The organism is Labrenzia sp. ATLA3 (assembly GCF_057180185.1).
This window is the reverse complement of sequence record NZ_JBXUKV010000002.1, coordinates 664658-690441: the sequence shown is the minus strand read 5'-3', so window position 1 is coordinate 690441 and position 25784 is coordinate 664658. Positions and strand designations below refer to the sequence as shown.

The following is a 25784-nucleotide window of genomic DNA, read 5'->3' as shown; positions in this document are numbered from 1 at the left end:
CGTCAAAGACGAAGGAAGGAGAGAGCCAGGCAGTGCTCAGGTTGCTTGCGCCAGTTGAGGCTTTCAGCCCTGCTGCGGCGCCAGCCTATGGGGAGCGCCGCACAATAATACAGCCATTGATATTGGAGGAATTTCCATGAACGAACGTGCATTTTTGGAAAGTCGAGGACGCCTCGAGGCATTGAAATCGGGCGGACGGCTTGTGGCTGCGAAACGCGCTATTGAGACAGGACACCCCTTCGTTGAGCAATTTGGGCTGAACGTGCAGGCGACGCTGGACGCGCTGGATATGTCGCCCGGCCAGCTTGAGGCGACGGGCACGCCGCCGACGCAACTGGAAGCCATCGTGCGGTTGGTCACACGGCCACCGATGGTGGTGGAAGATGGCTCGGTTTCCCTGATCCCGCTGCCGGATGACTTCGGCGCGGACATTGACCTCAAGATCAAGCGCAATGAGCACTGGATTGGCTCGGTCGGGCGTGTGGAGTTCGTCAATCATTCGATGAGCTGGGGCGGAACCGCCTGGGTGATCGGCGAGGAAGCCGACGGACGCCATTTCCTGGTGGCCACCAACAGGCATGTGGCCAAGATTGTCGCGCGCCGTACCGCCAAGGGAGAGGGCGTCTTCATTCGCTCGCCCTTCACAATGGTGCGATACGGCGCGCGCGTGGACTTCAACGAGGAGGTGGGTTCGCTGCCGTCCGATGCGCGACCGGCGGAAATCCTCCGATTTACCTATCTGGCGGATGATGCCAGCGCCGATGTCGCGATCGGGCGCATTGAAAAGCCGGATGGCTTCAACCTGGCGCCCCTGCCGTTGGTGGATACGGACGCGGAAACGGATGAAATTGTCGCCGTGATCGGCTATCCGGCCTTCGACAGCCGGAACGACCGCACCGAAATGGAGAAGTATTTCAAGGGGCTTTACGATGTGAAGCGGTTTGCCCCGGGCAAGATGATGCCGGTTACGCCGGGGACAGTGCTCAGCCACGACTGCACCACGCTTGGCGGCAACTCCGGCTCACCCGTCCTGAGCCTTGATCGCAACAAGGTGGTGGGACTGCACTTTGCGGGCGCTTATGGAATTGCCAACAGCGCGGTCAGGGCAAGCACGCTGCGGGATCTTCTGTCCGGCACGCGGCCGACGCAGGTTCTGGTTGAGGAAAGCCTAGCGCAGGAAGTGGCCGACGGTTTTCACGAGCCGGACCATTTTACCGGCCGGGACGGCTACGACCCGGACTTCCTGTCGGCAAAGGTGGACTTTCCGAAGCTGCCGCACGGCATGTTCAATCTGGCCAGCCCGGCGGATGCGACACAGGACAGGCCGCATGAGCTGCGCTACACCCATTTTGGCCTGCTCCATGATCTGGACCGCCGGAGCCCCGTTGTAACCGCGGTCAATATCGATGGTGAAAAGGCGATCAAGATCAAGCGCAAGAAGCCGGACAAGTGGTTCTTCGACAAGCGCATTCCGATGCAGGCGCAGCTCGGCAAGGGCGACTTTCCGGGAGATCTGGACCGGGGACACATGGTCAGGCGCGAAGATCCGAACTGGGGCGATGACCGTGGGGTCGCGCAGCTGGCGAACGACGATACGTTCCACTACACGAACGCGTCGCCGCAACATGCCTCGCTGAACCAGAACCGATCCACCTGGCAAGGGCTGGAGAACCATATCCTCGACAGCACCAGGACCCACGGCTTCCGTGCGACGGTCTTTACCGGGCCATTGTTCGATGACGACGAAGATCCGTTTCTCGATAGCGTCGGGATCAATCTGCCTCTGCAATACTGGAAGGTGGTTGTCATGGACGCCTTGCAGGAAGACGACAGTCTTCAGCTCCACGCGACCGCCTATCTGTTAAGCCAGGGGCAGGCCATTCAGAAATACATGCAGGATCGCCACGAGACGGAAGCGGTAGAGGGATTTGCGTTCGGCGAATACAAGACCTTCCAGGTGTCGGTCGCCTTTCTGGAAGAACTGTCCGGCTTCGATTTCGGTCCGTTGAGAGATGCGGACCCGCTGGCAGCTCTTGCCGACGATCTCGAATTGCCCGCCAGCCGTCCTCGGTTTGTCGAGATCACGGGAGGGGACACGCTGATCCTGTAAGATCGGCGTGTCTCTGGAAGCGTGGAGCGGACCTCCGGTCCCGCAAACCGCGCTTCAACATAATACCGCCGCTGCCCCCGTTTGGTTTACTGTTGGCCTGACCGGGACGGCGGCGCGTTCGATTTTCGAAAGACGTTTCGTTAGACCAGGAAGGGATACCCGCCTTCCAGTTTCAGGAGAGCGATCTTTGTTTCCGTGCCGCCTGCGCCGGAATATCCGCCAAGGCCGTTCGCCGAAAGGATGCGGTGGCAGGGGATGATGATCGGTATCGGATTGGCTCCACAGGCTTGGCCGACCGGCTGTCCATAGGTGTCCAGTTCCCTGGCAACATCGCCATAGGTGCGAGTTCCGCCATAGGGAATTGCCAGCATCGCCTTGAACACTGCCTGGTGCAGGTCGCCGCCTTTCGGAGCAAGCGGCAGGTCGAAGGTTTTCAGATCACCGGCGAGATAGGCCTCCACCTGACGTGCAGCTTCCCTCAGCAGTGGTGTTTCTTCTTTGCCAGGCGGCCCGTTCCAGTGTAATTGGGTGATTGCGCCGTTTTCTTCCGTTATGGAAAGGCGCCCCAGCCATGTTTCAATTTCCGCAACCGGCATAACCGTCCCCGCTTGTCTCTTGATATCAGGTAGTGGGTTGGCGCACATATCTCAATCGGGCCGGTCCTGCCGGGACGGGTCCGCTACTTACTTTTTCATCTACGGATGATCGTTTGAAAAGGGCTGCCTCCGATGGCGCATGACAGACAGGACCGTTCGGCAGGCAATACTGCTGCTGCAACGGCGCCACTCGTCGGAATCGGTCTTATCGTGCTGGCTTGTCTCAGCTTCTCCTGGCTGGATGCAACGGCGAAATACATGTCCGCCAGTCTGCCAACCCTGCAAATTGTCTGGATGCGGTTCGTCAGCCATGTGATCCTGTCGCTGGTCCTGTTTCAGGTCTGGAAAAAGCCGTCACTGCTGAAAACCCAGCGGCCGGTTCTGCAGATCGTACGGGCGTTGTGCCTGCTCGGCACTACCATTTTCAATTTTCTGGCCGTTCGTTATCTGCAGCTCGCCGAAACCATGTCGATCATGTTCGCCGCGCCGTTCATGATAACGGCGCTTGCCGGACCGCTTCTGGGGGAATGGGCAGGGCTGCGGCGATGGATGGCCATCATTGTCGGGTTCATCGGGGTTCTCGTGGTCACCCGCCCGGGCCTTGGTGGCATGCACTGGGCGGCGATCTATTCCGTGGCGGCCATGTGCTTTTACGCGCTCTATGCCTTGCTGACGCGCCAGTTGACCGCAACGGACAGCTCCGCCGGAATGCTGATCATTTCCGGCATCGTTGCCGCCGTTGCCATGACGCCGGCCGGGCTTTCGGTCTGGGTGGCACCGCCGGATGCCTGGACCTGGGTTCTTCTGTTTGCGACCGGCGCCTTCGGTGCGGGCGGGCATTTCCTGTTCATCATGGCACACCGGATCGCCCCTGCACCGGTGCTTGCGCCTTTCATCTACACGCAGATCGTCTGGATGATCGCGCTGGGGTTCCTGATATTTGACGATGTACCCACCTCGACCACCATCCTGGGAGCAGCCATCGTCGTCGCGTCCGGCCTTTACATCCTCTACCGGGAGCGCATCAAGGGGATCTGATGCGCAACCGCAATTGCCCTCAAGCTGTCCTCAGGTGGTTGACGGAATTGGATAGTTCCAGTCTTAATGCCCTCCGGGGTTAATCCAACCGCCGGTCAGGAAGGATCGCCAGCCTTTAAAGGGGGGTATGGGATGGAGCTGAACCGACGCAGGTTCTTGACAGGGGCAGCCGCCACGGCAGGCATTCTGGCCTTGCCGCAGGTGGCGCATGCCAATGCAGCTGCAAACGCTTATTTCACTGGCTATCAGGAAGATAGTGGCTTCCAATACAGGAAAACCAATTTCAAAAAGATAGATCCCGTCTGGCATCGGCAGATGGTGAAGTATTTCAGTGACGAGCCGCCAGGAACAGTGGTGGTCGATACCAACAACCACTTCCTTTACTGGGTTTGGGAAAACAATACCGCGCTTCGATACGGCGTTGGCGTCGGGCGCGAAGGCTTCCAATGGTTTGGCCGCGCACGGATAGACCGCAAGGCCCTGTGGCCGCGGTGGGTGCCGCCACCCGAGATGCTGAAGCGGCAGCCGGATCTGCCGAGAATGGTCGAAGGCGGAGCCGCCAACAACCCGCTCGGCCCACGGGCGATGTATCTCTATCGGAACGGATCCGATCTCGGTTACCGGCTGCACGGCACGCTGGAGCCGTGGAGCATCGGCCATGATGTGTCGAGCGGCTGCATCCGCATGTTCCCGGAAGACATTGTCGACCTGTACCAGCGCTGCCCGAAAGGGACCGGCGTTCTGGTGCTGGAGCATCTGGGCGAGAACGCGGGCTGAGGTCCGCTGATCCGCAGCGATTTGCAATCGGCCGGCGGGGCTTCAGTTCTGGGGACTGAGTGCTGCCGGTCGAGGGGAAACAGTAAAAGGATTTGGGGGCTTCCTTGGAAAAGAATTTGGGCCGAATCGGCCGGGGCGCGGTATTTGCGCTCATGATTGGATTTGGATTGGCCGGCTGTAACAGTGCCGGCGGATTGTCCTCACCGGATGTGACCAACGCACCAGCCGCAGGTTTCGGCACTATTTCGCCGGGTTCGGAAGAGGAATTCATTCTCAATGTGGGCCGACGGATCTACTTCGATCAGGGATCGGCCGTCATCACGGATGAAGCCCGCATTACAATCGAAAATCAGGCCAAGTGGCTGAAGAAGAACAAGAAGTGGCTGGTCAAGATCCAGGGTCATGCCGATGATCCGGGCAGCGAGGCCGCGCAGAAGACGTTGTCGACCCAGCGGGCCAACGCTGTCATGGCCGAACTGGTCAAACTGGGGGTCAATCCCAAGCGCATGTGGGTAAAGGGATATGGCGTGGAGCGGCCGGTGACCGACTGCGATGAGGTGACTTGCAAGTCGCAAAACCGCAGGGTTGTCGTCAATCTGCGTGAGGAATTTGACGATTCCGCCCCTGCGGGACGGCGTTGATCTCGGTGTTGCACTGCGAACGCAATTCACGGAAAAACAGAAAAACCTGTTTACCCAGAGGGGAGAGAGCTATAACGGTCTCTCCCATCGCCGCTGCGGTTATCGAGAAATAGGAATGTCTGAAGACAACGGTTCCCCTCCCTCCCAGCCGGAATTTCCGCAAAAGCCTGGTAAAAGGCTGACGCTCGGGCATATTGCCGACCAGCTCGGGATATCCACGGCAACCGTGTCGCTGGCACTTCGTGACAGTCCGCTTGTTGCCGAGGAAACCAGGGTAAAGGTCAAGCAGACCGCGGAAGAGATCGGGTATATCTATAACCGGTCGGCGGCCTCCCTGCGCACTGCCCGAAGCCAGATCGTCGGCGTTGCCGTTCATGACATCCTGAACCCCTATTTCGCGGAAGTCTTCTCCGCGCTCGAGGACGTGCTGGAAGAGCAGGGGCAGATGATCTTCATCTGCAACCACCGGGATGACGTCAAACGCCAGCGCGCTTTCGTCAACACGTTGCTCCAGCACCGGGCGGACGGGTTGATCCTGTGTCCGTCGGTAGGAACCTCCGCAGAGGAGATCAACAGGCTGGTGGATCAGGGAATTCCCGTGACGCTGGTGGCGCGTGAGGTTCCGGGCGTCTGGGCGCCCTGCGTGCGCGGCGACGATCTTGCCGGGACCTACCAGATTACCAAACACCTGATCAAACAGGGGCACCAGGACATTGCCATGGTAGGCGGCCGCCGTGGCAGCTCGACAGGGCGCTACCGCAATGCCGGCTGGCGCAAGGCGCTGGAAGAAGCGGGAATCGATCCCGCCAACCAGCTCGACCTGCCGGAAATGATGTCACAGGCTGACGGCCGGGCCGCAGTGCCGCAAATCCTGGAAGCTGAAAATCGCCCCACAGCCATCGTCGGCTTCAATGATCTCGTCGCCTTTGGAATGATGACCACGTTCCGACGGGCTGGGGTCGAGCCGGGTCCCGACATGGCGATTACCGGTTATGACGATATCGACGGCGCTGATGCGCGCACGCCTGCACTGACAACGGTATCGGCTCAGCCCGACAAGATCGGCCGTCTGGCGGCCTTGACCCTGCTGCGCCAGATCGCGGGCGACCGCGTGCCCAATACGCCCATCGTGATCGAGCCCGACTTGCGGATCCGTGAAAGCTCGCCGCCTCCAGGCGTGCGGCTGGCTCCGAAGCTGGCTGACTAGGCAAGACGGGTGGCGGTTGCCGCCCGATTTTCAGTGCGTTTCAGGCCGTCTACTGCCTGGTCGTGCGAAACGAAGTGCGGAGCAGGTCCAGATCCGGCGCACTAAATGAATTTCGACCAATCCCAAGACTGCCATGACCGGGGTTTCCTGATCCCGTTGCGCGCTTCGTTTGACCCGGATGACCACACCGTTGTGGGGCGTCTCCAGACGCAAAAACGGGCGGCCAGGGCCGCCCGTTGCACTTAGCGTTATCGCTATGAGCTAGCGTGGTTCGTCCGCGAGGCCCTTGAAGATGGCGTAGCAGGCCAGCAACAGGACGATCGTGAACGGGAACCCGGTCGAGACCGCCATTGCCTGCAGGGCGCCGAGGCCGCCGCCGAGCAGAAGCGCGATGGCCACCAGACCTTCGAAGGTGCACCAGAACACGCGCTGCGGCACCGGAGCATCGACCTTGCCGCCTGCCGTGATCGTGTCGATCACCAGCGAACCGGAGTCCGAGGAGGTGACGAAGAACACGATGACAAGAATGATGGCGATGAACGAGGTGATCGAGGCCATCGGCAGATCGGCAAGCATGCCGAATAGCGACAGTTCCGGGCTGTAGCTTGCGATCACATATTCATGCACCTGGCTGTCGTTGCTGGCCAGAACCTGTTCGATGGCGGTGCCGCCGAACGCTGTCATCCAGATAACCGATACGATTGTCGGAATGATCAGGACGCAGACGATGAATTCCCGAACGGTCCGGCCACGGCTGACGCGCGCAATGAACATGCCGACAAACGGCGACCAGGAAATCCACCAGGCCCAGTAGAAGGCTGTCCAGCCCTGACGGAAGCCGTCGTCCTCGCGGCCAAAGGGCATCGACAGCGGTATGATTTCCTTCCCGTAGGCAACAATGTTGGAGAAGAAATCGGAGAACAGCGTTGCCGTTGGACCCGCAGCAATCACGAAGACCAGCAACAGTGCCGCAATCAGCATGTTGATTTCCGACAGCACCTTCACACCGCCATCGAGACCGCGCAGCACCGACACCAGGGCGATGCCGGTGATGCCGATGATCAACACGACCTGTGCCGTGGTGCTGACAGGAATGCCGAAGACGAAATCGAGACCGGCGTTTGCCTGTTGGGCACCGAAACCGAGTGAGGTGGCGAGACCGAACAGCGTGGCGAGCACTGCCGTGATATCGATGATATGGCCCGGCCAGCCCCAGGTGCGTTCACCGAAAATCGGATAGAACACCGAGCGCATGGTCAGCGGCAGACCCTTGTTGAAGGAGAAGATTGCAAGCGCGAGTGCGACCACAGCGTAAATCGCCCAGGGGTGCAGACCCCAGTGGAAGATCGTTGCAGCCATGCCCATGGCTTTCGCAGCCGCAACGTTTTCCGGAATGATATTGCCGTCCGCGTCAAAGGGCTTGGGCACGCCAATCGGTTCGGAAAAGGCCATGTGATAGACCGGTTCCAGCACACCGAAGAACATCAGGCCAATGCCCATGCCCGCGGCGAACAGCATGGCGAACCAGCCGAAATAGGTATAGTCGGGCTCGGCGTCCTTGCCACCGATGCGAACCTTGCCAAGGGGGGTGACGATCAGCGCCAGGCAGACGAGCACGAAGATGTTGCCGGAGATGATGAAGAACCAGTCGAGGTTCGACGTCAGCCATTTGCGCAGATGGTCGAACATCGGGCCGACTTCGGTCTGAAACGCAAGAGTGAAAAAGACGAAAGCAACGATGGTCAGGCCAGAGATCAGGAAGACCGGATTGTGGATATCGAGATTGAAAGGACCGACGGAGGTTTCGATGTTGTCCTGGCCAATCTCGTACTCGGTGTCGATGATATTGGCGGCGCCTTCCGGATCCGGTATGCCTTGATTGTTGGCGCTATCGCTCATGGGAGCGCTCCTTTTGTTTTGGAAAGGGGTTATCTCACGAGGAAGACGGATACGTCCGCATGGCTCGCCACTCGGCCGCCGTTCGATGGCCAGAAATGATCCGGCACATGCGGGATGTGCGTCGCCATGACGACAAGGTCCGCGCCCGTGTCATGAACGGCCTTGAGTATCGCATGTTCAAGGTCGATCGCCGGGTCATGAGAAAACGCAGCATGGCTGGATGCTTCGATCCCGTGTTTCTCGCCTTCAGCGGCTGCGAAAGCCGCCAGCTTTTCCCGAAACTCGTCTGGCGTGTGGGCAAGGGCGCTTGGGGTATTTGAGGTCACGGCCACAAATACCACAGGAATACTGTTTGTTTTCGCTAGGAAAGCGCCTGTTGAGATAGCTTTTTCAAGTTTATCTGCATGACCCAAGTCGATAGGAACTAGTATTTTTGTGAACAAATGTCCCTCCAAGATCTGTTCGGGCAAGAATCTTCAAGATTCAAGCCATAGAGGTCCTTGCACGGAGGGTCCGTATCATTAGTACATATAAAGGTAATGTCTTTTTGTCCCGCTCCGCCAAGCTCAGGCTACTGTCGCATATGCAGAGGCTGGCGTCAAAAGAACGGCATGGACACGCTGTGGTGCGACACTTTTGCGTATTTAATCAAAAACACGCCTGAATTTAATGCGCGCGCCGGGAAATGCTAAAAAATTGTGCACTGCGGTGCCGTGGGGCGCGCTGCAACGGAGGGAGCGTTCAGAGCGCCGGCAAATCTTCCGGCTGCGGGGCCTTGCAGGCCACACATTTGTTGCGGCCGGTCGACTTGGCTTCATAGAGTGCCGTGTCGGCCTTTTGCATGAGTGTCGAAAATTCCAGGTCTTCCCTTGCGACAACGGCAAGACCCATGCTGCAGGTGACAGTTTGTTTGACGATGTCGAGCTGGCACTCCGCGATGATCCGCTCCCGCAGGCGCTCACATACCAGCATGGCATCGTCCAGTTCGGCGTTGTGCAGGATCATGCAGAATTCTTCGCCGCCGACGCGGCCGAAGATATCGACCGACCGCAGGGCGCCGCTGACGGTATCTGCGAACTTCCTGAGAACTTCATCGCCGGTTGCGTGGCCGTACAGATCGTTGATCTGCTTGAACTTGTCGATGTCTATCATGACGGCGGTGAAGGGGCGTTTGGTGCGGCGGAACCGTTGAACTTCAGTATTGGCGCGCTCCAGGAAAGCCCGGCGATTCAGGATCTGGGTCAGGTCATCGATGCTGGCAACCCGCTCCAGGTTGATCTTGGCATTCATCAAGGCCTGATGATCGCGCTGGCGGGCAATCTCGTGCCCGACCCAATCGGCAAATTGCCGGACGATCTGAATATCGGATGCTGTGAATGGCCGTTTGCGTACGTCCGGAGCCGTGAAGTTGATTGTGCCATGGACTTCGCCATCGACCAGAAGCGGGGCGCCGATATACGTCTCCAGATTGAAGATCTGATAGCACGGATGCTTGGCGAATTCCGAGTTTGCAGCGTTGGCAGTCGCGATCGGCTCATCACCCGTGAGTGTCAGCAGACAGTAGGTGTCCTGCAGCGGAAACGATGTACCGGGCGCGAGCTCGCCGTTCGGGCTGTGGGCGTGCGTGATCGTGTAGTGGTCATCAATCACATGGCTGATGATGCCGAAGGGAACTTCGAAATGCTCCGTGCCAAGACGGAGGATTTCGGCGATCTTGTCTTCGTGGCCAAGTTCACGCGTCGACGTGATGCCATATAGTTCGGCCAGCGTGCGCTCGGTCTTCTTCCTTTCGGTTATGTCGGAAACCAGCAGCACGATCGCTTCGACCGAACCATTGTCGTCGAAGCGGGGGTTACAGCTCACCATGCATTCGCGCAAAATGCCGTCTGGAAAATTCAGGCTGATTTCGGTTTCAACCTTTTCGCCTCTTTTGGCTTCTTCCAAGGTTGCGCGGATGGTTTCGCGCTCCTTCCAGGTCAGCCTGTCGCGCAGCCGAGTGCCGATCAGATTTTCCGGTGTGTCATTGAACCATTTACAGGCAGTCTTGTTGATGAAGACGCATTTGCCGTCCAGGTCGACCTCGGTGACGCTGGCGAAAATGTTGTCGGCCATCAGAGACAGGTTCTTGTAGGCATTTTCCGCCTTCGCCCGTGCTTCCTTGAGTTCCGTGATGTCGAAGCGGATGCCGGCGATGCCGCCGCTGCGGGTCCTTGTTTCAGCAATGCGCAGCCAGCGGCCGTCAGCGAGGTTTTGTTCCAGGATGGAACCGTCACCTGCCAGATGCCGGTCGATGCGCTCCTGCAGCCATTCGTCATCCGACAAGTCGCCGGTATCGTATTGTTTGCGGTTCAGGCCAAAGCGCAGAATGTCCTCGAAGCGATTTCCGGGGAACATGGCCGGTGCCGATGCGGCATAGATTTCGCGATAATTGTCATTGCAGATGATCAGCCGGTCATCCTGGTCGTAAAGCGCAAACCCTTCCGAAATCGCGTCAAGGGCGTCTTCGAGCGTCAGGGCAATATCGCTGAGCTTGGTTTCGAGGGCTCTTCGTTCCGCCAGGTCTCTCGCGATGAACAGGATACCGGTCAGATTGTGCGCTTCATCAAACAGGGGCGCACTGACCACCTCGACGGATACGGTTGAACCGACTTCGGTAACCAGATCGATTGAATAGGCCTTGCGATGCCGCTGATCGGTGGGTGCCCGGTAAAGGTCTGCCATGCGGTCGAACTGGTTAGCGTCGGCAAAAAATCGTTTTGTCGTCGTGCCGACAACTTCTTCCCGGTCGACCTTGAGCAGTTCGGCCATGGCCCTGTTTGCGAAAACAATGACACGCTCAGGGCTGGTGACGATGACGCACTCGTTGAGTTCACCGAACGTCTGTTCAAGATCCAGAGTGATGTTCTCGCTCATATGCGTCCCCGTTTTCTTGCCATTGCGCGGGCCTGAGGGCCATTCAACGCAATAAAAGTTTAATAAAAGGGATACGTGAGTGAAGACACCCTGAAGAAAGCGTTCTTGTTAACCTTTGATGGGTCAGTTAATCCGTAATTTTTCCGAGAAATCAGGACTTTCGGTTTCCGTCAAGGAATGTTTCGATCCGTCCAAGCGCATCGCGGATGTTTTCGGTCGAGTTCGCATAAGACAGTCTGATGTATCCTTCGCCCAATACGCCAAAGTCGGGGCCGCCAATGACTGCAATGCCAGCTTCTTCCAGCAGGGCAGACGCAAGTTCCTTGGCCTTCCAGCCTGTCTTGCTGATATTCGGGAAGGCGTAAAAGGCCCCAAGTGGGACACGGCAGGAAATGCCTTCGATGGCATTGAGACCGTCAACCGTCACCTTGCGCCGGCCGTCAAATTCCCGAACCATGTCGGCGACAGCCGTTTGTGGTCCGGTGAGTGCGGCAAGGGCACCGAACTGGGCCGGTGCGTTGACGCAGGACCAGGCGTTGACCGCCAGTTTGCGCGCCTTGTCGATCAGGCCGTCGGGCCAGAGGGAAAATCCCATGCGCCAGCCGGTCATGGCGTAGGTCTTGGACCAGCCGTCGAGCAGGATGAGCCGGTCGCGCAGCGACGGAAAGCCGAGCAAAGACACGTGCTCCATGCCGTCATAGGTCATCTGCGAATAAATTTCGTCCGAGAGAACGGCAACATCGGGAAACCGTTCAAGTCCGGCAACGAGTTTTTCGATCTCCGCTCGTGGCGTGACGCCTCCCGTGGGATTGGCCGGAGAATTCAAAATGAGAAGCCGCGTCTTGTCGTTGATGAGCGAAAGCGTTTCTTCGGCAGAAAAGGCAAAGTCATTTTCCTCGCGGATCGGAACCGGCACGGGACGGGCGCCGGTGAACTCGATCATCGAGCGGTAGATCGGGAAGCCCGGATCGGGATAGAGAATTTCGGTGCCCGGTTCGCCAAACATCAGGATCGCCATGAACATGGTGACCTTGCCGCCCGGAACGATCAGAACGTTGCCGGGGTCGGTCTCCACTCCGTGACGTTTCAGCAGGTCGGCGCAAACCGCTTCACGCAAGGGCGCTATGCCCGTTGCGGGCGTGTAGCCGTGCTGACCGTCACGCAGGGCCTTGATGGCCGCTTCCACGATGTGATCCGGTGTTTTGAAATCCGGCTGACCGATGCCCAGATTGATGATGTCGCGTCCCTGTTCGGCCAGTTGCGTTGCCCGCGCCAGCACGGCAAACGCATTTTCCTCGCCGATCCGGTCAAATCCGCTAATCGTGTGCAGCATTTCGGTCTCCATGCCTGTGCGCGTTTCCTGCCGGCGACGTTAATGCGGCAGGCAAGGATTTGAAAAGGCTGAACAACGGACAAAACGTTCGGGTGAGTGTCCACAGGCTTGCGCAGTTGAGGGAAATTTCCCTGGCGCACTCCCAATACGTCGGTGAAATGCTTATATTCCCGCCCAAGCGGCCCGCTAACCGGCGGGCGACCCTTCATCTCCTGCCAGGAAAGCGCGCAATGACTGCGACCCAGGACAGCCAGGCACAGATTCCCGTTACCGTGTTGACGGGATATCTGGGGGCCGGCAAGACCACCCTTCTCAACCGTATCCTGACCGAAAATCATGGTCAGCGGTACGCCGTTATCGTCAACGAATTCGGCGAAGTCGGCATCGACAACGATCTGCTTGTCGAATCCGATGAAGAAATCTTCGAAATGAACAACGGCTGTATCTGCTGCACGGTTCGGGGCGATCTCATTCGCACGGTGCAGAACCTGATGAAGCGCAAGAATGCCTTTGACGCGATCATCGTCGAGACCACCGGCGTTGCCGATCCGGCCCCCGTCGCGCAGACGTTCTTCATGGATGACGATGTCCGCGCCTCTGCGAAACTCGACGCGGTCGTTGCCGTGGTCGATGCCCGGCATGTCCTCCAGCGGCTGGAAGACACCGGAGAGGCCGAAGACCAGATCGCCTTTGCCGATGTGATCCTGATCAACAAGACCGATCTCGTATCGGCGGAAGAACTGGCCACTGTCGAGGCGCGCATCCGCTCGATCAATCCGTATGCCGTGCTTCATCGGAGCGAGCGTTGCAGTATCGACATCGCCAAGGTGCTCGACCGGGGTGCGTTCGATCTCGACAGGATCCTGTCGCTCGATCCGCATTTTCTGGAGCATGGCCACCATGCCGATGAATGCGGACCCGATTGCGACCACGACCACCACCATCATGACCATGATCATCATCACGGGCATGGTCATGATCACGGACACCACCATCATCATCACGATGAAGACCCTCATTCGGTGAAGAGCATTTCCCTGAAGGCGGGCGATCTCGACCCCAATATGTTCTTCCCCTGGGTCAATCAGGTGACGCAGATTCAGGGTCCGAACATTCTGCGCATGAAAGGCATCCTTGCCTTCAAGGGCGATCCGCAACGTTATGTCATTCAGGGCGTTCACATGATTGTTGAAGGCGATCATCAGCGTGACTGGAAAGACGATGAGCCGCGCGAAAGCCGTCTGGTGTTCATTGGCCGGGATCTCAACTGGGAAGTTCTGAAAGACAGTTTCCAGGCCTGCGTTGCACAATAAGGAAGAAGACACTTGCCGACAGTTGCTCCCGTTGAGGTGGATGGCTACGTCGTCCGCGCCGGCTATCTGAAAGACACCGCCTTTTTTGCGTCCGGAGAAGGCGACATCGTCCTTTCCGGGCAGGGCGAAACAAAACTGAGACCTCACAAGGCGGGGCTTCTGGCGGCTGAGCCGACTGTCGACGGAAAGGGATTGATCACCTCCGGCGACGACGGCTGCATCTTTCTGAATTCGGTGGATGGGTCCAGCGAATGCGTTGCCGAGCGGCCGCGCAAGTGGATCGATCTGATTGCTGCCGGACCCTCCGGTGCGCTGGCCTTTGCCAGCGGGCGGACAGCCTGGGTTCGGTTTGCCGATGGGCAGGAAAAGGAATTCGCGCACGAACGGGCCGTTGGCGGCCTGGCCTTCGCTCCCAAGGGCATGCGGCTCGCGGTCGCGCGCTACGATGGCGTAACACTCTGGTGGGCCGGTACCGATGGAGCACCGGTCGACCTGAGCTGGAAGGGCGCGCATCTGGGCGTGAGTTTCTCGCCCGACGGCAAGTATGTTGTGTCCGCGATGCAGGAAAACGCCTTGCACGGCTGGCGCCTGTCGGACAGCCAGGACATGCGCATGACGGGTTACCCGGCCAAGGTCAAATCGTTCAGCTGGTCGGTCAAGGGACGGTATCTGGCAACGTCCGGTGCCAATGCCGCGATCCTCTGGCCGTTCTTCGGCAAGACCGGACCCATGGGGCAGGCGCCCTTGCAGTTGGGGACCCGGAGCGACAGCCTTGTCAGCGCCGTTGTCTGCCATCCGAAGGAAGATGTTGTCGCGGTCGGCTATCAGGACGGAATGATCCTGATGTGCCGGTTCGAGGACAATGCCGAGGTGCTGCTGCGTCGACCGGGCCTGGGCCCGGTGTCGACCATGGCCTGGGACGCGGATGGAGTTCGGCTGGTCTTTGGAACGGAAACCGCGGAAGCGGGGATTATCAGTCTGCAGGACTGATCGCCAGGGACGGGCAAGGGAGGTCCTGACATACGATGGCACGTATCATGATGCTGATCGTCGTGTTGCTGAGTGGAACCGCAACGTCCCAGTTGCCGGAGTTCACGCAGCAATACCGCCAGCGGCTTGGCGGGGCCATCGATGCTCTGGAAGAAATACTTGCCGACTTCAACCGGGATGCGGCTCTTTACGGGCTGACACCGGCAGAAGCCATTGCGCGCCAGAAATCCTCCGAGGATCCCTTCATCAGATCGCGCGGCGACAGCATGCTGAATGCGGAAATCCGCCTGAGCCGGCTGAAGTTGCAACGTGAAGAGCTGGAAACCGCCGGGCCGCTGGATCGTATGGTCATTTTCGCGCGCGGCTTCGATCCAACACTGGCGCAGGCAACTGCGGAAGACTTCGAGCCGGCCGTGCCGGTGACGCCAGCCGGATTTGCCAGTGCCGGGACCGGGGCGCTTGGCGGGTTTCTGGTCATGCGCCTTCTGATCGGTGCGGCCCGTCTCGGCCGCCGCGCAAGGCCCGTCCGGAACTGATCGTTTGCCGGGTCTCGCCCGGCGAGAATTTTGACCGTCCGCTGGAAAATACGCTAATCAGGGTCTTCGGAATGGCCCGAACGGGAAGGATGCCGGATGGACGCAATCACGCGGATGCGCTGCTTCATTCAAGTTGTCGATTCAAACGGATTTTCCGCAGCGGCCCGTGAAATGGGGCGGTCCAAGGCTCTGGTTTCCAAATATGTGGGTGAACTGGAAGACGAATTGGGCGTGCGTCTGTTGAACAGGACCACGCGTCAGGTATCCCTCACCGAAGTCGGGGAGGTCTATTACAAGGAAGCAACGGATATCCTGCAGCGGATCGATGATCTGCAAGCGTCCGTTCAGTCCTCGCATCAGGAAGTGCGTGGCCGGTTGCGCGTATCTGCGCCGCGTTCGATGGGCGACGACCTTTTGAACCAGGCCATGATGGAATTTCTTGTCCGCTATCCGGAGATCAACCTGGATCTCCGGCTGGAAGACCGCTTTGTCGACCTTGTGGAGGAAGGCTTCGATCTCGCCGTTCGGGTCGCGCAGTTGGAGGATTCCAGCCTGATTGCCCGAAAGATCGCGCCCTTCCGTACCGTGGTTTGTGCCACGCCCAAGACCATAGAGACCTATGGTGCACCCAACGTGCCTGCCGATCTTTCCTCGCGGCCCTGTATCATCGACACGAACTACCGCTACAAGCAGAACTGGGTGTTCCACACGAGCGGAGAGCGCACCTCGGTTGCGGTCAAGGGCCCGCTGGAAGTCAACAGTGCCGCAGCGGCACGTGAGGCGGCGCTCTGTAACCTTGGTTTTCTGCGGACGCCGTTGTTTTTCGTCTCCAGGGAAATTCGCGATGGCAGACTGGTTCTGCTTCTTGAGGCCTATGAAGAGCCGATGCGTGGTATTTATGCAGTGTATCCGCATCGACGGCATCTAAGTGCAAAGGTGCGGGCCTTTGTTGATTTTTTGCTCGAATGGTATTCGTCGGGCCAAAATGGCGTTTGAAAATTTTTTTATCATGTGAATTAATTTAAAGGCGTTCGAAAATCCTTGCGGCAATAACGTTGCTGACAATTTTTACTTTACTTGACGATTAAGTTTCGAAAATTACTTTCATTTTTCGCTTACGGGAAATTACTTAGATTACCTTTAGGTGAAGGTTTTCCTTGCAAAAGCGGTATGTAAATCCCAAGACTTACTCATGGAAAACGCGCAGGAACACATTGCCGCTCGTCTGGAAGAGGTCTTCTGGAGCCGCGGGTTCGCCGAACCGAGCGTTCCCGAGCTCAGGGCCGGCGCCGGTGTCAGCATGCGCACGCTTTACCGTCATTTTCCCTCGCGAGAAGCCATGGTGCTGGGAGCGCTTGAATACCGGCACAGGCGGTATCTGTCTTATGTGCGCGAAGGTGTGAGCTCTCCCGGACTGGAGGCAGCCGTTCAGCTGTTCGACAAGCTTGGGGGCTGGATGCGCATGACTGCAGGCAAGGAATGCATGTTTCGTCAAGCTCTGGCAGCCAGTCCCGACAGCACCGAAATCGCGACAATGGTCAAGCGGCACAAGGGTGAGCTTCTGCAATTCTTCGGCGAGTTGAGCGGGCAGGAAAGCTTCGCCTCGCGGCTCTACCTGCTGCATGAAGGCGTCACGGCCTGCTATGCGGAAATGGGAGAAGTGGCCGTGGAAGACGCGAAAGTCCTTGTGAAGCAGATGTTCAAAGCCTCGAACGAGAGCCAGTTCTCCTGAAGCCTTCAGGATTTGAGGTGCTTGTTTCTGCGTTCCCGAAAAATGTTCCGATCATTCAAGGCCTTTAAACGAAGCAACCCTTCAATGGCGGCTCGTGTCCGCCATTGATTGGTGTCAGCGGCGCAATCAGGCTGCCTTTGCTTTCGCCAGACGCTCTTCGGCCATTGTGTCTGCCACATGTTCCGGCGTGGTGCCTTCTTGCGCTGCCCGGTCGAAGATCTTTGCCAGTGTTTCCCCGATCGCGATGGTTTTGTCCCGGACAATGTTGTCGCCGCTGTTCGCGGTTGCCAGCGCGATGGAGATGACACCTCCGGCATTGATGGCATAATCCGGAGCGTAGAGGATGCCGCGTTTTTTCAGCGCAATGCCATCAGCCGGGGTCTGCAGCTGGTTGTTTGCTGCACCTGCAACGATCTTCGCCTGGATTTGCGGAACAGTGCGGGCATTCAATCCCGCTCCAAGAGCGCACGGCACAAAGATGTCTGCCTCAACCATATGCGCTTCTGCCGGATCGACGGCGGTGGCGCCGAAGGCATCGATGGCGCGCAGCACGGCCGGTGCGTGAATGTCGGAAACGATGAGCCTTGCGCCGGCTTCGTGAAGCTGGCGGGCTACGTCAAATCCAACATGGCCAAGGCCCTGCACGGAAACGGTCTTGCCGGAAAGATCGCTGCTGCCGAAAACGAATTTGGCGGATGCCTTGATACCTTCGAAAACACCGAGGGCCGTGTAGGGGGACGGATCGCCAAGGCCGGTCGCCTTTGTACCACGGACATGGTCGGTCTGACGGGCGACGGCTTCCATGTCATCCGGTGATACGCCGACATCTTCCGCGGTGATGTAAGTGCCGGACAGGCGCTCCACATGACGGCCGAACGCTTCCATCAACGCCTCGGATTTGTCACGTCGCGGGTCCGCAATGATGACGGCCTTGCCGCCGCCGAGATCGAGGCCTGCGAGAGCGTTCTTGTAGGTCATGCCGCGGGACAGGCGCAGGGCATCCGTGAGGGCATCTGCAGGATGTTCGTAGGGCCAGACGCGGCAGCCGCCAAGAGCCGGACCAAGCGTGGTGTCGTGGACGGCGATGATGGCCTTGAGGCCAGTGGCCTTGTCCTGAACAAAAACAATGTCTTCGTGATCACCCATTTCGGGATGGTCGAAGACGGCGCTGTGACCAACTGATTTATGCAAGGCGTTCATGGCTGGCTCGATCGTTGAGTTGTTGTTGTGAATATTTTGGGCGAAAAGTCCGGAATATTGTCTTGTATTTTTCGATCAAAACCATGCTTTGAGCATGAACATTCCTCAAAGTGAGGCTAACTGTGAAATTCTTTCCCAGCGCGTATTGCGCTGCGAAAGAGTCGCGGTCATCTTCCTGCCGTCTTCTCTGGTCAAACACCCTCACTGCATGTCATGTAAACTTATTACATCTGCTAAGTGGTGATCCCGTTGCGCTTGCTCTCCGCCCTCACGGCCAAGGTTTTACCTGCGGCCTCTCGCCGTTTTCTGCTCGCACTGGGATTGTTGATGGGGGCTGTCGCGAGCGCCAGCGCGCATCCGCATGTCTTCGTGGAGGCCAGGAGCAAGCTGGTGTTCGACGATGCCGGCCAGGCGGTCGCTCTTCAGCAGGTGTTTCGTTTCGACGATGCCTTTACCGCATTTGCAATCCAGGGCTTCGACAAGGATGGCGATGGTCACTACTCCCGCGAGGAGCTGAGTGAACTGGCGAAGGTGAATGTGGAAAGCATGGCCGACTACGGCTATTTCACGTTCGGCGACAACACGCGTGACGAATTCGATTTCGACGCTCCGACGGACTATTGGCTGGAAGTGGTCACGGTTCCCCTCAAGGACTATTGGGTGATGAAACCCGAGGACTTCGAGGCGATGGAAGAAGATGTCCGTATGAACGGCGGCTCCATGCCGGAAGACGTGAACCTGCTGGAACTGCATTTCACCTTGCCGTTCAAACAGCCCAGCGATGCCAAGAACCTGATCACGCTCGACGTCTATGATCCGACTTATTATGTCGATTTTCGCTTCAGTGATGGCGATGACGCCCTGGGAACGAAAAACGCGCCCGGCACCTGCCATGTGAGCCGCAAGGAACCGCCACCGCTGGATGATGCCGAAGCTTATGCGCTTGCGCAGATCGGCGCCGATCAGAGAGACCTGCCGCCCGAGCTACAGTCCGTCGCCGCTACCCAGGTCAACCAGATGCTGGTTGCCTGCGGCGATGCAGTTGCTGCCGCGACCACCTCGCCGGACACGCCGGATACGCCGCAAGCGGTGACACCGGACGCTGCTTCAACGGCTTCTTCTACCACTACAACCACGCCATCCACCTCCACGGAGACCACCGCCAGCGCGCCAAGTGATGGGCATGCCGCAATCACGGCCGCGCTCGACACGGCAAAACCGGCAGAACAACAGGTGGCGGCGCCGAAGGCCGGCTTGCTCGACACGATTTTCGGGACGATTGCGGTCAAGCAGAAAGAGTTCTATCAGGCGCTGGTCTCAAGCCTCAGGTCCTTCCGCAGCAATCCGCATGCGGCCTGGCTGCTGATGGGGATTTCCTTCGCCTATGGCATTTTCCATGCGGCCGGCCCGGGGCATGGCAAGGCGATCATCACTTCCTATGTGGTTGCCAACAACGAGACCCTTCGCAAGGGGATTGTTCTCTCGTTTGCTTCGGCCTTCGCACAGGCGGTGACCGCAATCCTGCTGGTTGGCGGGCTGGCTGCGATCTTCAATCTCACCAGCATCGCGATCCAGGATACGGCGCGGTGGTTTGAAATCGGTTCCTATTTGCTGATCACCGGTCTGGGGGGCTGGCTGTTGTGGCAGAAAGCGCTCCGTCCCCTTGCGGTCAGCATGGCCGCGCGGCTTTCGGGTTCGCAGTTCGCTGTTGCCGGGGCTGCCGGTCACCACGGCCATGATCACCACCACCATCATGGTCACGATAATCATCACCATGACCACCACCATCACCACGAAATCGGTGCCGATGGCGTCTGCGCGAGCTGTGGTCACGCCCATGCGCCGACACCGGACATGCTGGAAGGCCGGATTACCCTTGGCCGGGCGGTGTCGATCATTTTCGCGGTGGGTCTGCGGCCCTGCACCGGCGCGCTCGTGGTTCTGGTCTTTGCTCTTTCCCAGGGCATGATTGCCGCGGGCATTGCTTCCACTCTGGCGATGGCGGTCGGAACCGGCATCACCGTTTCCCTGCTTGCGGGCATGGCCGTCGGGGCCAAGGAGCTTGCCGTGCGGATATTCGGCGAAGGCAGCCCGATGGCGCGCAAGGTGCACCGGACGATCGAGATCGCCGGGGCAACCATTGTCTTCCTGCTGGGCCTCACATTGCTGATTGCAACGTTCGGCTGGGGCTGAGGCTGTCTCGCGTCAGGGCGAGATCAAAGTCCCAGACGCTTCACCCGGTAGGCACGAACGGCATCGCCGAAGGCGGCGAACAGTTTTTGTGACGGGCCGTCCGTGGAAACCCAATATTCCGGGTGCCACTGGGTCGCCAGCACATAGCCGGCGCTGTCCTTGATCGAAGCGGCTTCGATCGTGCCGTCCTCGGCAGCTGCTTCCGTGATCATTCCATTGCCAAGTGTGCCAAGGGCCTGGCGGTGGAGCGAGTTCACTTCAATCGGCTCATCGCCCACAACGGCCGCCAGGCAGCTGCCTTCAGCGATTTCCACCGGATGGGCGATCCGGAAACGTTCGTCCTGTTGTTCGGATGTCGGGGCGCGGTGGTCGTCACGGCCCTGAAGGGTCTGGATTTCGGTCAGGAGCGTACCGCCGAGGGCAACGTTCAATTCCTGCATACCCCGGCAGATGGCAAAAACGGGAATGCCGCGTTCGACAGCGCGTTTGAGCAAGGGCAGCGTCGTCGCATCGCGGGACGGGTCGTAAGGCCCATTCTCTTCCGTCGGCTCCTCACCATAAAGTTCCGGATTGACGTTAGAGCGGGACCCGGTCGCCAGCACACCGTCGACCTGATCCAGCGCCGCATCCAGGTCCAGATCGGCGCCAAGGGACGGCAGGATCATGGGAATGGCATCGGAACCTTTCACGACGGCCTGCAGATAAATCGAGGTTGCGGCGTGCCAGTTATAGCCTTCGACGGTTTTCACATCGGCGGTTACCAGGACGAGTGGTTTGGTCATTTCAAGCCTGTCAGATGGGAGAGAAGCGTCTCCGGGAGAGTTTGGCCAACAGATTTAGCTGAGCCGGATCAGTCCAGCAATCCCAGATCCTGCGCGACCTTGTAAAGCTGGGCGGCATTCTTGTTGCCGACTTTCTCGCGCAGGTTCAGGCGGTGGGATTCGACGGTGCGCACGCTGATGCCAAGCTCCCGGGCGACTTCCTTGTTGGGCTGGCCTTTGGCAATGGCCGTCAGAACCTGGCGCTCGCGGTCGGTCAGGCCGTAAGGATCTTCGACGGGGGCGGAGGTGCTGGCGCCGACGAGTGTCGGGCCGACTGCAGAGGAGAAATAGTAACCGCCGTTGGCGACGCTGGTAATGGCGGTGATCATCTCGGCGGCTGAAATATCCTTCAGGATATATCCGCGCGCCCCTGCCTGAACGACGCCGCGTACGTATTCCGGATTATCGTAGATCGACAGGATCAGAACTGCGATTTCCGGCAGCGACTTGCGCATCTGGGTGGCCGCTTCCAGTCCGTTCATCACCGGCATGGAGACATCCATCAAGAGAACGTCCGGGCGCAGATCATGGGCGAGCGTCAAGGCCTCGCGGCCATTCGTTGCTTCACCGACCACTTCCAGCTCAGCCACCTTCTGCAGCCGGGCCCGGATACCATCGCGAACCAGTTCATGGTCGTCTGCCAGAAGAACGCGGATGGGTCGCGATAATGACCGAGGTGAAGGTGAACGCACTGTCATCTTTGCATCATGCCGCTTTTGCAGCCGCATTGTCGAGCGGCATCTGGACCTTGATCCGGGTTCCGCCGGAGGCGCGACGGCTCAGGGTCAACCGGCCGCCGTAGGTTTCGATCCGCTCCCGCATGTTACGGAATCCAAGGCCGCCGGATTTCGGCAACGGGCGTGGCAGGCCGACACCGTTGTCTTCCACCGAGAGGACGAGTTGCTGCGCGCCGACCTTGAGGGAGATTGCGACCTCGCTGGCGTGGGCGTGGCGGGCGACATTTGTCATGCACTCCTGAACAACCCGATAGAGCGCGGTCTTGGCACCTTCCGACAAGCGGCTGTGACATTGCTCTGCCTCCACGTTGACGATAATGCCGGACTGGTTCTGGAACTCCTTGCCGAGACTGCCGAGCGCGGCTGCAAGGCCCATGTCATCGAGAACACTGGGTCTGAGATCGCGTGATATCCGCCTGACCTCGGCAATGGTTCCGTCCAGTGTCTTCAGGCATTTGGCTGCCTGGGACTGAAGCTCAGGTTCGCGGTTTGCCTCGCTGTGGATCATTTCCACGCCATAGCGGACAGACACCAGGAGCTGGGAAATACTGTCATGCAGCTCGGTGGACACGCGCTTGCGCTCCTGTTCCTGCACCTGGAAAATCCGGTTGGTCAGCTCCTTCAGTTTGCTGTCGGCAAAACGCTGTTCGGAAAAACGCACTCCGGCAATGAGGAAGCCGGCAATCACAATGGCCGCGAGCGTGATCATGAAGGTCACGAACAGGGTCTGGCGGATGGAGCGGGCAAAATCCGTGCGAATGGCGGTGACTTCGCGGGCGATGTCGTCGGTGTAAAGGCCTGTTCCCAGCATCCAGCCCCACTTTTCGAGCAGGATGGCATAGCCGAGCTTTTCCTCCACCGTGCCCGTCGAGGGCTTGTGCCAGACGTACTGGTGGAAGCCGCCACCCTTCTTGGCGGCCTCGATCAGGTTGCGGATAACGAAGTCGCCGTTGTCGTCCTGAAGGTCCCACCAGTTGCCACCCACAAGTTTGGGCAGTTTGGGGTGCACCAGGTTTGTGCCGTCGAGCGTATAGACGAAGAAATAGCCATCGTAGTCGAAGGTCAGGTTCTGGAGGATCTCCTTGACCTTTTGCTGCGCGGCTTCCCGGCCCCCGGGCTCTTCCTTGTAGATCTGTTCGATCGAGGTCAGGGCAAGGCTGACGTAGTTTCGAATTTCCTGGCGCTTGTAGGACAGGATGCGCTGGTCAACAGCCTGCGTCTGGGTGTTGATCAGTTCCCGCGACTGATAATAGGTGGCCGCACCGATCAGCACGGAAACGGCTATCAATGGCAGTATCGTGATGAGAAGCAACTTGGTTTTGAAGGTCACGAATTTTGCTCTCTTGTTGCGCAAATGCGCGCCAAATGATCGTCTCACTTGCGTGTTCTCGGTAGTAATACCGAGAAGCTGCGCAGAACCACGAATAGCGCTTCAGACGCTCGGTCAACTAGACATACTTCGGGATCGGTGCAAGTGTGTACCCGGTCTAAATTCGGATCCGGTTAGGGAGGAAACTAATGGATCGTCGTTCGTTTATCAAAAAGGCTGGTATTGGCGCCGGTGGTGTTGCTGCTGGATCTATGCTTGCTGCTCCTGCAATCGCGCAGGGCACCAAGGAAATGGTCATCGTGTCCACCTGGCCGCGCGATTTCCCGGGTCTCGGTATTCCCGCACAGCGTCTGGCAGCTCGTATTGCAGAGTTGACCGCAGGTCGCCTCAATGTTCAGTATTTCGCCGCTGGCGAACGCGTTGGAGCATTTGACTCCTTCGACGAAGTCGCTTCCGGCAACGCGCAGGCCTACATCGGCGCCGACTATTACTGGAAAGGCAAGCATCCGGGTTGGGCAGCATTCACTGCCGTGCCGTTCGGTCTGACCCAGGCTGAAATGGACGCCTGGATCAAGTACGGCGGCGGCCAGGAACTGTGGGATGAGCTGGCTGGTGAATTCGGCCTGAAGAACCTTGCCATGGGCAACACCGGCGTCCAGATGGGCGGCTGGTTCAACAAGGAAATCGAAACCGCTGACGACCTGAAGGGTCTGAAGATGCGTATTCCGGGTCAGGGCGGCGACGTCATGGCGAAACTCGGCGCGTCTCCGGTGTCCTTGCCGGGTGGCCAGATCTATGAAAACCTTGTTTCCGGCGCTATCGACGCTACCGAGTGGGTTGGTCCGTTCAACGACTACTTCATGAAGTTCTACGAAGCGGCCAAATACTACTACTATCCGGGCATGCACGAGCCGGGCGCAATGCTTGCTCTGGGCATGAACAAGGCATTCTGGGACGGCCTCGACAAGGTTGATCAGCAGATCATCGTTGCAGCGTGTGCGGAAGAAAATTCCAACACGATCGCTGAAACCAATGCCAACAACGGTAAGTACCTGAACCGCCTGATCAACGAGCATGGCGTCGAACTGCGCGAGTTCTCCGACGAGATCTACGACAGCTTCGGTGAAGCCGCTCAGGAAGTTCTGGAAGAAGCGATGGATCATTCCGCGCTGTCCAAGAAGATCTTCGAGAGCGTGATCAATGCGCGTCAGGAAATCGGCAGCTACATGGCCATTTCCGATATCGCCTACAGCAACAAGCGTAACCGTTACCTCGGCATTCCGAAGTAATCGGCTGAGCGATTAAGGGGGCGGGAGGAATCCCGTCCCTTCTTCATTGACAAAGACAAAAAGGCATAGCCACGATGACGGCCTTGGACAATGTTCAAGACGGCTCGCCTGTTATGAATTCCGGTGGTCAAGCCTCGCCGGAGAGCGCCCGCTTCTTCCGCCTGTGCGGCTGGGTCGTATTGGCGATCATGACGGCGTTTCTTCTCAACAACTACCTGACCTACTGGCAAGATCTTCCAGGTATCGCGCCCATTTTTGGCGGCGCGGCCAATGGCTCCATGCCGATCTTCTGGTCCTGGCTGCAGCTGGCGCTCTATGCGGCAATGATCCTGTTGGCCTTCGGCTATGTAAGGACGAACGGAAACACGCTGCGAGAAGACAGCGCCCGCATCAGCAACATAAACGCCTATCTGATCAGGGCCTGCTTCTTTGCCGTGCTGATCGTCGGGCTGGTCGACAGCACGATCTCTTTCCTGCGGATCGAGGGCTTTCTGCCCGATTTTGTCGGACAGACACTGGCCGACGACCTCGGCAGGTCACAGTTCCGTGGTCCCTATGTACATATGCCGCTGATCGCACTGTCGTTCGTGATCGCAGCCTTCACGCGCACGCTCGGCTTCACCTGGCTGGCACTTCTGGTGGTTGCGGCGGAGCTGCTTATCGTTATCGGCCGCTTCGTGTTCTCCTATGAGCAGGCCTTCCTCGCCGATCTTGTCCGGTTCTGGTATGCGGCGCTGTTCCTCTTTGCCAGTGCCTACACCCTGCATGAGGAAGGGCACGTTCGGGTCGATATCCTTTATGCAGGCATGTCGACAAAGGCCAAGGGTATCGTCAATGCCGTCGGGTCCGTCGTGCTCGGCATGAGCCTTTGTACCGTCATCCTGATCGTCGGTCTGGGCGGCAAGCAGAACATCATCAACAGCCCGATCCTGACCTACGAGACCACGCAGGCTGGTTTCGGTCTTTACGTGAAGTATCTCATGGCGGGATTCCTTGGCGTCTTCGCCGTTACCATGATGATCCAGTTCGTGGCGTATTTCCTGGAAGCGGTTGCCGATATTCGCGGTGAACCGGGCGGCCGGGATCATGACAGCCACACGATTCAATAGAGCCTGACGAGACCGCTTGA

22 protein-coding genes are annotated in these 25784 nt (G+C 58.6%); 13 read left to right on the top strand and 9 right to left on the bottom strand.

What is annotated here, in order from left to right; translation table 11 throughout:
* Positions 1–136: 136 nt before the first annotated feature.
* A complete protein-coding gene (locus tag AC2A6O_RS07645) occupies positions 137–2110 on the top strand; it encodes a DNA/RNA non-specific endonuclease (protein ID WP_498926330.1) in 1974 nt (657 codons plus the stop codon).
* 140 nt (positions 2111–2250) lie between these two features.
* Here AC2A6O_RS07645 and AC2A6O_RS07640 read toward each other — a convergent pair whose 3' ends face one another.
* A complete protein-coding gene (locus AC2A6O_RS07640; protein WP_498926329.1) occupies positions 2251–2706 on the bottom strand; it encodes a methylated-DNA--[protein]-cysteine S-methyltransferase in 456 nt (151 codons plus the stop codon).
* 132 nt (positions 2707–2838) lie between these two features.
* Between AC2A6O_RS07640 and AC2A6O_RS07635 the strand changes: the two genes are divergently transcribed.
* The 4 genes from AC2A6O_RS07635 (at position 2839) to AC2A6O_RS07620 (ending at position 6369) form a co-directional block, all read left to right on the top strand.
* The gene (locus tag AC2A6O_RS07635) at positions 2839–3744 is read left to right on the top strand and encodes a DMT family transporter (protein ID WP_148583039.1); all 906 of its coding nucleotides are present in this window, start codon (positions 2839–2841) and stop codon (positions 3742–3744) included.
* 132 nt (positions 3745–3876) lie between these two features.
* Complete coding sequence (locus AC2A6O_RS07630) at positions 3877–4521, top strand: L,D-transpeptidase (protein WP_148583038.1); 645 nt, start codon at positions 3877–3879, stop codon at positions 4519–4521.
* 152 nt (positions 4522–4673) lie between these two features.
* Positions 4674–5162: an OmpA family protein gene (locus AC2A6O_RS07625; protein ID WP_148583037.1), complete on the top strand. Its 489-nt coding sequence runs from the start codon at positions 4674–4676 to the stop codon at positions 5160–5162.
* A gap of 115 nt (positions 5163–5277) precedes the next feature.
* Positions 5278–6369, top strand: a complete 1092-nt coding sequence (locus AC2A6O_RS07620) for a LacI family DNA-binding transcriptional regulator (protein ID WP_148583036.1) — start codon at positions 5278–5280, stop codon at positions 6367–6369.
* 261 nt (positions 6370–6630) lie between these two features.
* Here the strand turns inward: AC2A6O_RS07620 and AC2A6O_RS07615 are convergent, their stop codons facing one another.
* The 4 genes from AC2A6O_RS07615 to AC2A6O_RS07600 all read right to left on the bottom strand — a co-directional run bounded on the left by AC2A6O_RS07615 (position 6631) and on the right by AC2A6O_RS07600 (position 12514).
* Positions 6631–8268 (bottom strand): BCCT family transporter, encoded by a 1638-nt coding sequence (locus tag AC2A6O_RS07615; protein ID WP_498926328.1) that lies wholly within the window; start codon positions 8266–8268, stop codon positions 6631–6633.
* Between the two features lie 29 nt (positions 8269–8297).
* The gene (locus tag AC2A6O_RS07610; RefSeq protein ID WP_498926327.1) at positions 8298–8711 is read right to left on the bottom strand and encodes a universal stress protein; all 414 of its coding nucleotides are present in this window, start codon (positions 8709–8711) and stop codon (positions 8298–8300) included.
* A 298-nt stretch (positions 8712–9009) separates the two neighbouring features.
* The gene (locus AC2A6O_RS07605; protein ID WP_498926326.1) at positions 9010–11181 is read right to left on the bottom strand and encodes a sensor domain-containing diguanylate cyclase; all 2172 of its coding nucleotides are present in this window, start codon (positions 11179–11181) and stop codon (positions 9010–9012) included.
* Positions 11182–11332: 151 nt separating this feature from the next.
* A complete protein-coding gene (locus AC2A6O_RS07600) occupies positions 11333–12514 on the bottom strand; it encodes a pyridoxal phosphate-dependent aminotransferase (protein ID WP_498926325.1) in 1182 nt (393 codons plus the stop codon).
* A 230-nt stretch (positions 12515–12744) separates the two neighbouring features.
* Here AC2A6O_RS07600 and AC2A6O_RS07595 point away from each other — a divergent pair, with 230 nt between their 5' ends.
* From AC2A6O_RS07595 to AC2A6O_RS07575, 5 genes are all read left to right on the top strand, one after another.
* Complete coding sequence (locus AC2A6O_RS07595) at positions 12745–13827, top strand: CobW family GTP-binding protein (RefSeq protein ID WP_498926324.1); 1083 nt, start codon at positions 12745–12747, stop codon at positions 13825–13827.
* Between the two features lie 12 nt (positions 13828–13839).
* Complete coding sequence (locus tag AC2A6O_RS07590; RefSeq protein WP_498926323.1) at positions 13840–14817, top strand: WD40 repeat domain-containing protein; 978 nt, start codon at positions 13840–13842, stop codon at positions 14815–14817.
* A gap of 35 nt (positions 14818–14852) precedes the next feature.
* A complete protein-coding gene (locus AC2A6O_RS07585) occupies positions 14853–15353 on the top strand; it encodes a DUF2937 family protein (RefSeq protein WP_498926322.1) in 501 nt (166 codons plus the stop codon).
* A 96-nt stretch (positions 15354–15449) separates the two neighbouring features.
* Complete coding sequence (locus tag AC2A6O_RS07580; RefSeq protein ID WP_148583028.1) at positions 15450–16349, top strand: LysR family transcriptional regulator; 900 nt, start codon at positions 15450–15452, stop codon at positions 16347–16349.
* A gap of 196 nt (positions 16350–16545) precedes the next feature.
* Positions 16546–17085 carry a TetR/AcrR family transcriptional regulator gene (locus tag AC2A6O_RS07575; protein WP_498926321.1) on the top strand — a complete coding sequence of 180 codons (540 nt, stop codon included), beginning with the start codon at positions 16546–16548 and terminating at the stop codon, positions 17083–17085.
* A gap of 126 nt (positions 17086–17211) precedes the next feature.
* Here AC2A6O_RS07575 and AC2A6O_RS07570 read toward each other — a convergent pair whose 3' ends face one another.
* Positions 17212–18285 (bottom strand): Glu/Leu/Phe/Val dehydrogenase dimerization domain-containing protein, encoded by a 1074-nt coding sequence (locus tag AC2A6O_RS07570; RefSeq protein ID WP_498926320.1) that lies wholly within the window; start codon positions 18283–18285, stop codon positions 17212–17214.
* 249 nt (positions 18286–18534) lie between these two features.
* Here AC2A6O_RS07570 and AC2A6O_RS07565 point away from each other — a divergent pair, with 249 nt between their 5' ends.
* On the top strand, positions 18535–20478 hold the full coding sequence (locus tag AC2A6O_RS07565) for a HoxN/HupN/NixA family nickel/cobalt transporter (protein ID WP_498926319.1): 1944 nt from the start codon (positions 18535–18537) through the stop codon (positions 20476–20478).
* A gap of 23 nt (positions 20479–20501) precedes the next feature.
* Here the strand turns inward: AC2A6O_RS07565 and AC2A6O_RS07560 are convergent, their stop codons facing one another.
* The 3 genes from AC2A6O_RS07560 to AC2A6O_RS07550 form a co-directional block, all read right to left on the bottom strand.
* Positions 20502–21260, bottom strand: a complete 759-nt coding sequence (locus tag AC2A6O_RS07560; RefSeq protein WP_148583024.1) for a gamma-glutamyl-gamma-aminobutyrate hydrolase family protein — start codon at positions 21258–21260, stop codon at positions 20502–20504.
* A 68-nt stretch (positions 21261–21328) separates the two neighbouring features.
* Entirely contained in the window at positions 21329–21997 is a 669-nt protein-coding gene (locus tag AC2A6O_RS07555) for a response regulator (protein ID WP_498926318.1), read from the bottom strand.
* Between the two features lie 7 nt (positions 21998–22004).
* Positions 22005–23366, bottom strand: coding sequence for a cache domain-containing protein (locus AC2A6O_RS07550; RefSeq protein WP_148583022.1), 1362 nt, complete (start codon positions 23364–23366; stop codon positions 22005–22007).
* A gap of 188 nt (positions 23367–23554) precedes the next feature.
* Here AC2A6O_RS07550 and AC2A6O_RS07545 point away from each other — a divergent pair, with 188 nt between their 5' ends.
* Complete coding sequence (locus AC2A6O_RS07545) at positions 23555–24655, top strand: TRAP transporter substrate-binding protein (protein WP_148583021.1); 1101 nt, start codon at positions 23555–23557, stop codon at positions 24653–24655.
* A 113-nt stretch (positions 24656–24768) separates the two neighbouring features.
* Positions 24769–25764, top strand: coding sequence for a TRAP transporter small permease subunit (locus AC2A6O_RS07540; protein ID WP_498926317.1), 996 nt, complete (start codon positions 24769–24771; stop codon positions 25762–25764).
* Positions 25765–25784 lie beyond the last annotated feature (20 nt).

Bases quoted from the DNA above. Each gene is read 5' to 3' on its own strand.
- AC2A6O_RS07645 (WP_498926330.1), top strand. From the start codon at position 137: ATGAACGAACGTGCATTTTTGGAAAGTCGAGGACGCCTCGAGGCATTG.
- AC2A6O_RS07640 (WP_498926329.1), bottom strand. From the start codon at position 2,706: ATGCCGGTTGCGGAAATTGAAACATGGCTGGGGCGCCTTTCCATAACG.
- AC2A6O_RS07635 (WP_148583039.1), top strand. From the start codon at position 2,839: ATGGCGCATGACAGACAGGACCGTTCGGCAGGCAATACTGCTGCTGCA.
- AC2A6O_RS07630 (WP_148583038.1), top strand. From the start codon at position 3,877: ATGGAGCTGAACCGACGCAGGTTCTTGACAGGGGCAGCCGCCACGGCA.
- AC2A6O_RS07625 (WP_148583037.1), top strand. From the start codon at position 4,674: ATGATTGGATTTGGATTGGCCGGCTGTAACAGTGCCGGCGGATTGTCC.
- AC2A6O_RS07620 (WP_148583036.1), top strand. From the start codon at position 5,278: ATGTCTGAAGACAACGGTTCCCCTCCCTCCCAGCCGGAATTTCCGCAA.
- AC2A6O_RS07615 (WP_498926328.1), bottom strand. From the start codon at position 8,268: ATGAGCGATAGCGCCAACAATCAAGGCATACCGGATCCGGAAGGCGCC.
- AC2A6O_RS07605 (WP_498926326.1), bottom strand. From the start codon at position 11,181: ATGAGCGAGAACATCACTCTGGATCTTGAACAGACGTTCGGTGAACTC.
- AC2A6O_RS07600 (WP_498926325.1), bottom strand. From the start codon at position 12,514: ATGCTGCACACGATTAGCGGATTTGACCGGATCGGCGAGGAAAATGCG.
- AC2A6O_RS07595 (WP_498926324.1), top strand. From the start codon at position 12,745: ATGACTGCGACCCAGGACAGCCAGGCACAGATTCCCGTTACCGTGTTG.
- AC2A6O_RS07585 (WP_498926322.1), top strand. From the start codon at position 14,853: ATGGCACGTATCATGATGCTGATCGTCGTGTTGCTGAGTGGAACCGCA.
- AC2A6O_RS07580 (WP_148583028.1), top strand. From the start codon at position 15,450: ATGGACGCAATCACGCGGATGCGCTGCTTCATTCAAGTTGTCGATTCA.
- AC2A6O_RS07575 (WP_498926321.1), top strand. From the start codon at position 16,546: ATGGAAAACGCGCAGGAACACATTGCCGCTCGTCTGGAAGAGGTCTTC.
- AC2A6O_RS07570 (WP_498926320.1), bottom strand. From the start codon at position 18,285: ATGAACGCCTTGCATAAATCAGTTGGTCACAGCGCCGTCTTCGACCAT.
- AC2A6O_RS07560 (WP_148583024.1), bottom strand. From the start codon at position 21,260: ATGACCAAACCACTCGTCCTGGTAACCGCCGATGTGAAAACCGTCGAA.
- AC2A6O_RS07555 (WP_498926318.1), bottom strand. From the start codon at position 21,997: ATGACAGTGCGTTCACCTTCACCTCGGTCATTATCGCGACCCATCCGC.
- AC2A6O_RS07545 (WP_148583021.1), top strand. From the start codon at position 23,555: ATGGATCGTCGTTCGTTTATCAAAAAGGCTGGTATTGGCGCCGGTGGT.
- AC2A6O_RS07540 (WP_498926317.1), top strand. From the start codon at position 24,769: ATGAATTCCGGTGGTCAAGCCTCGCCGGAGAGCGCCCGCTTCTTCCGC.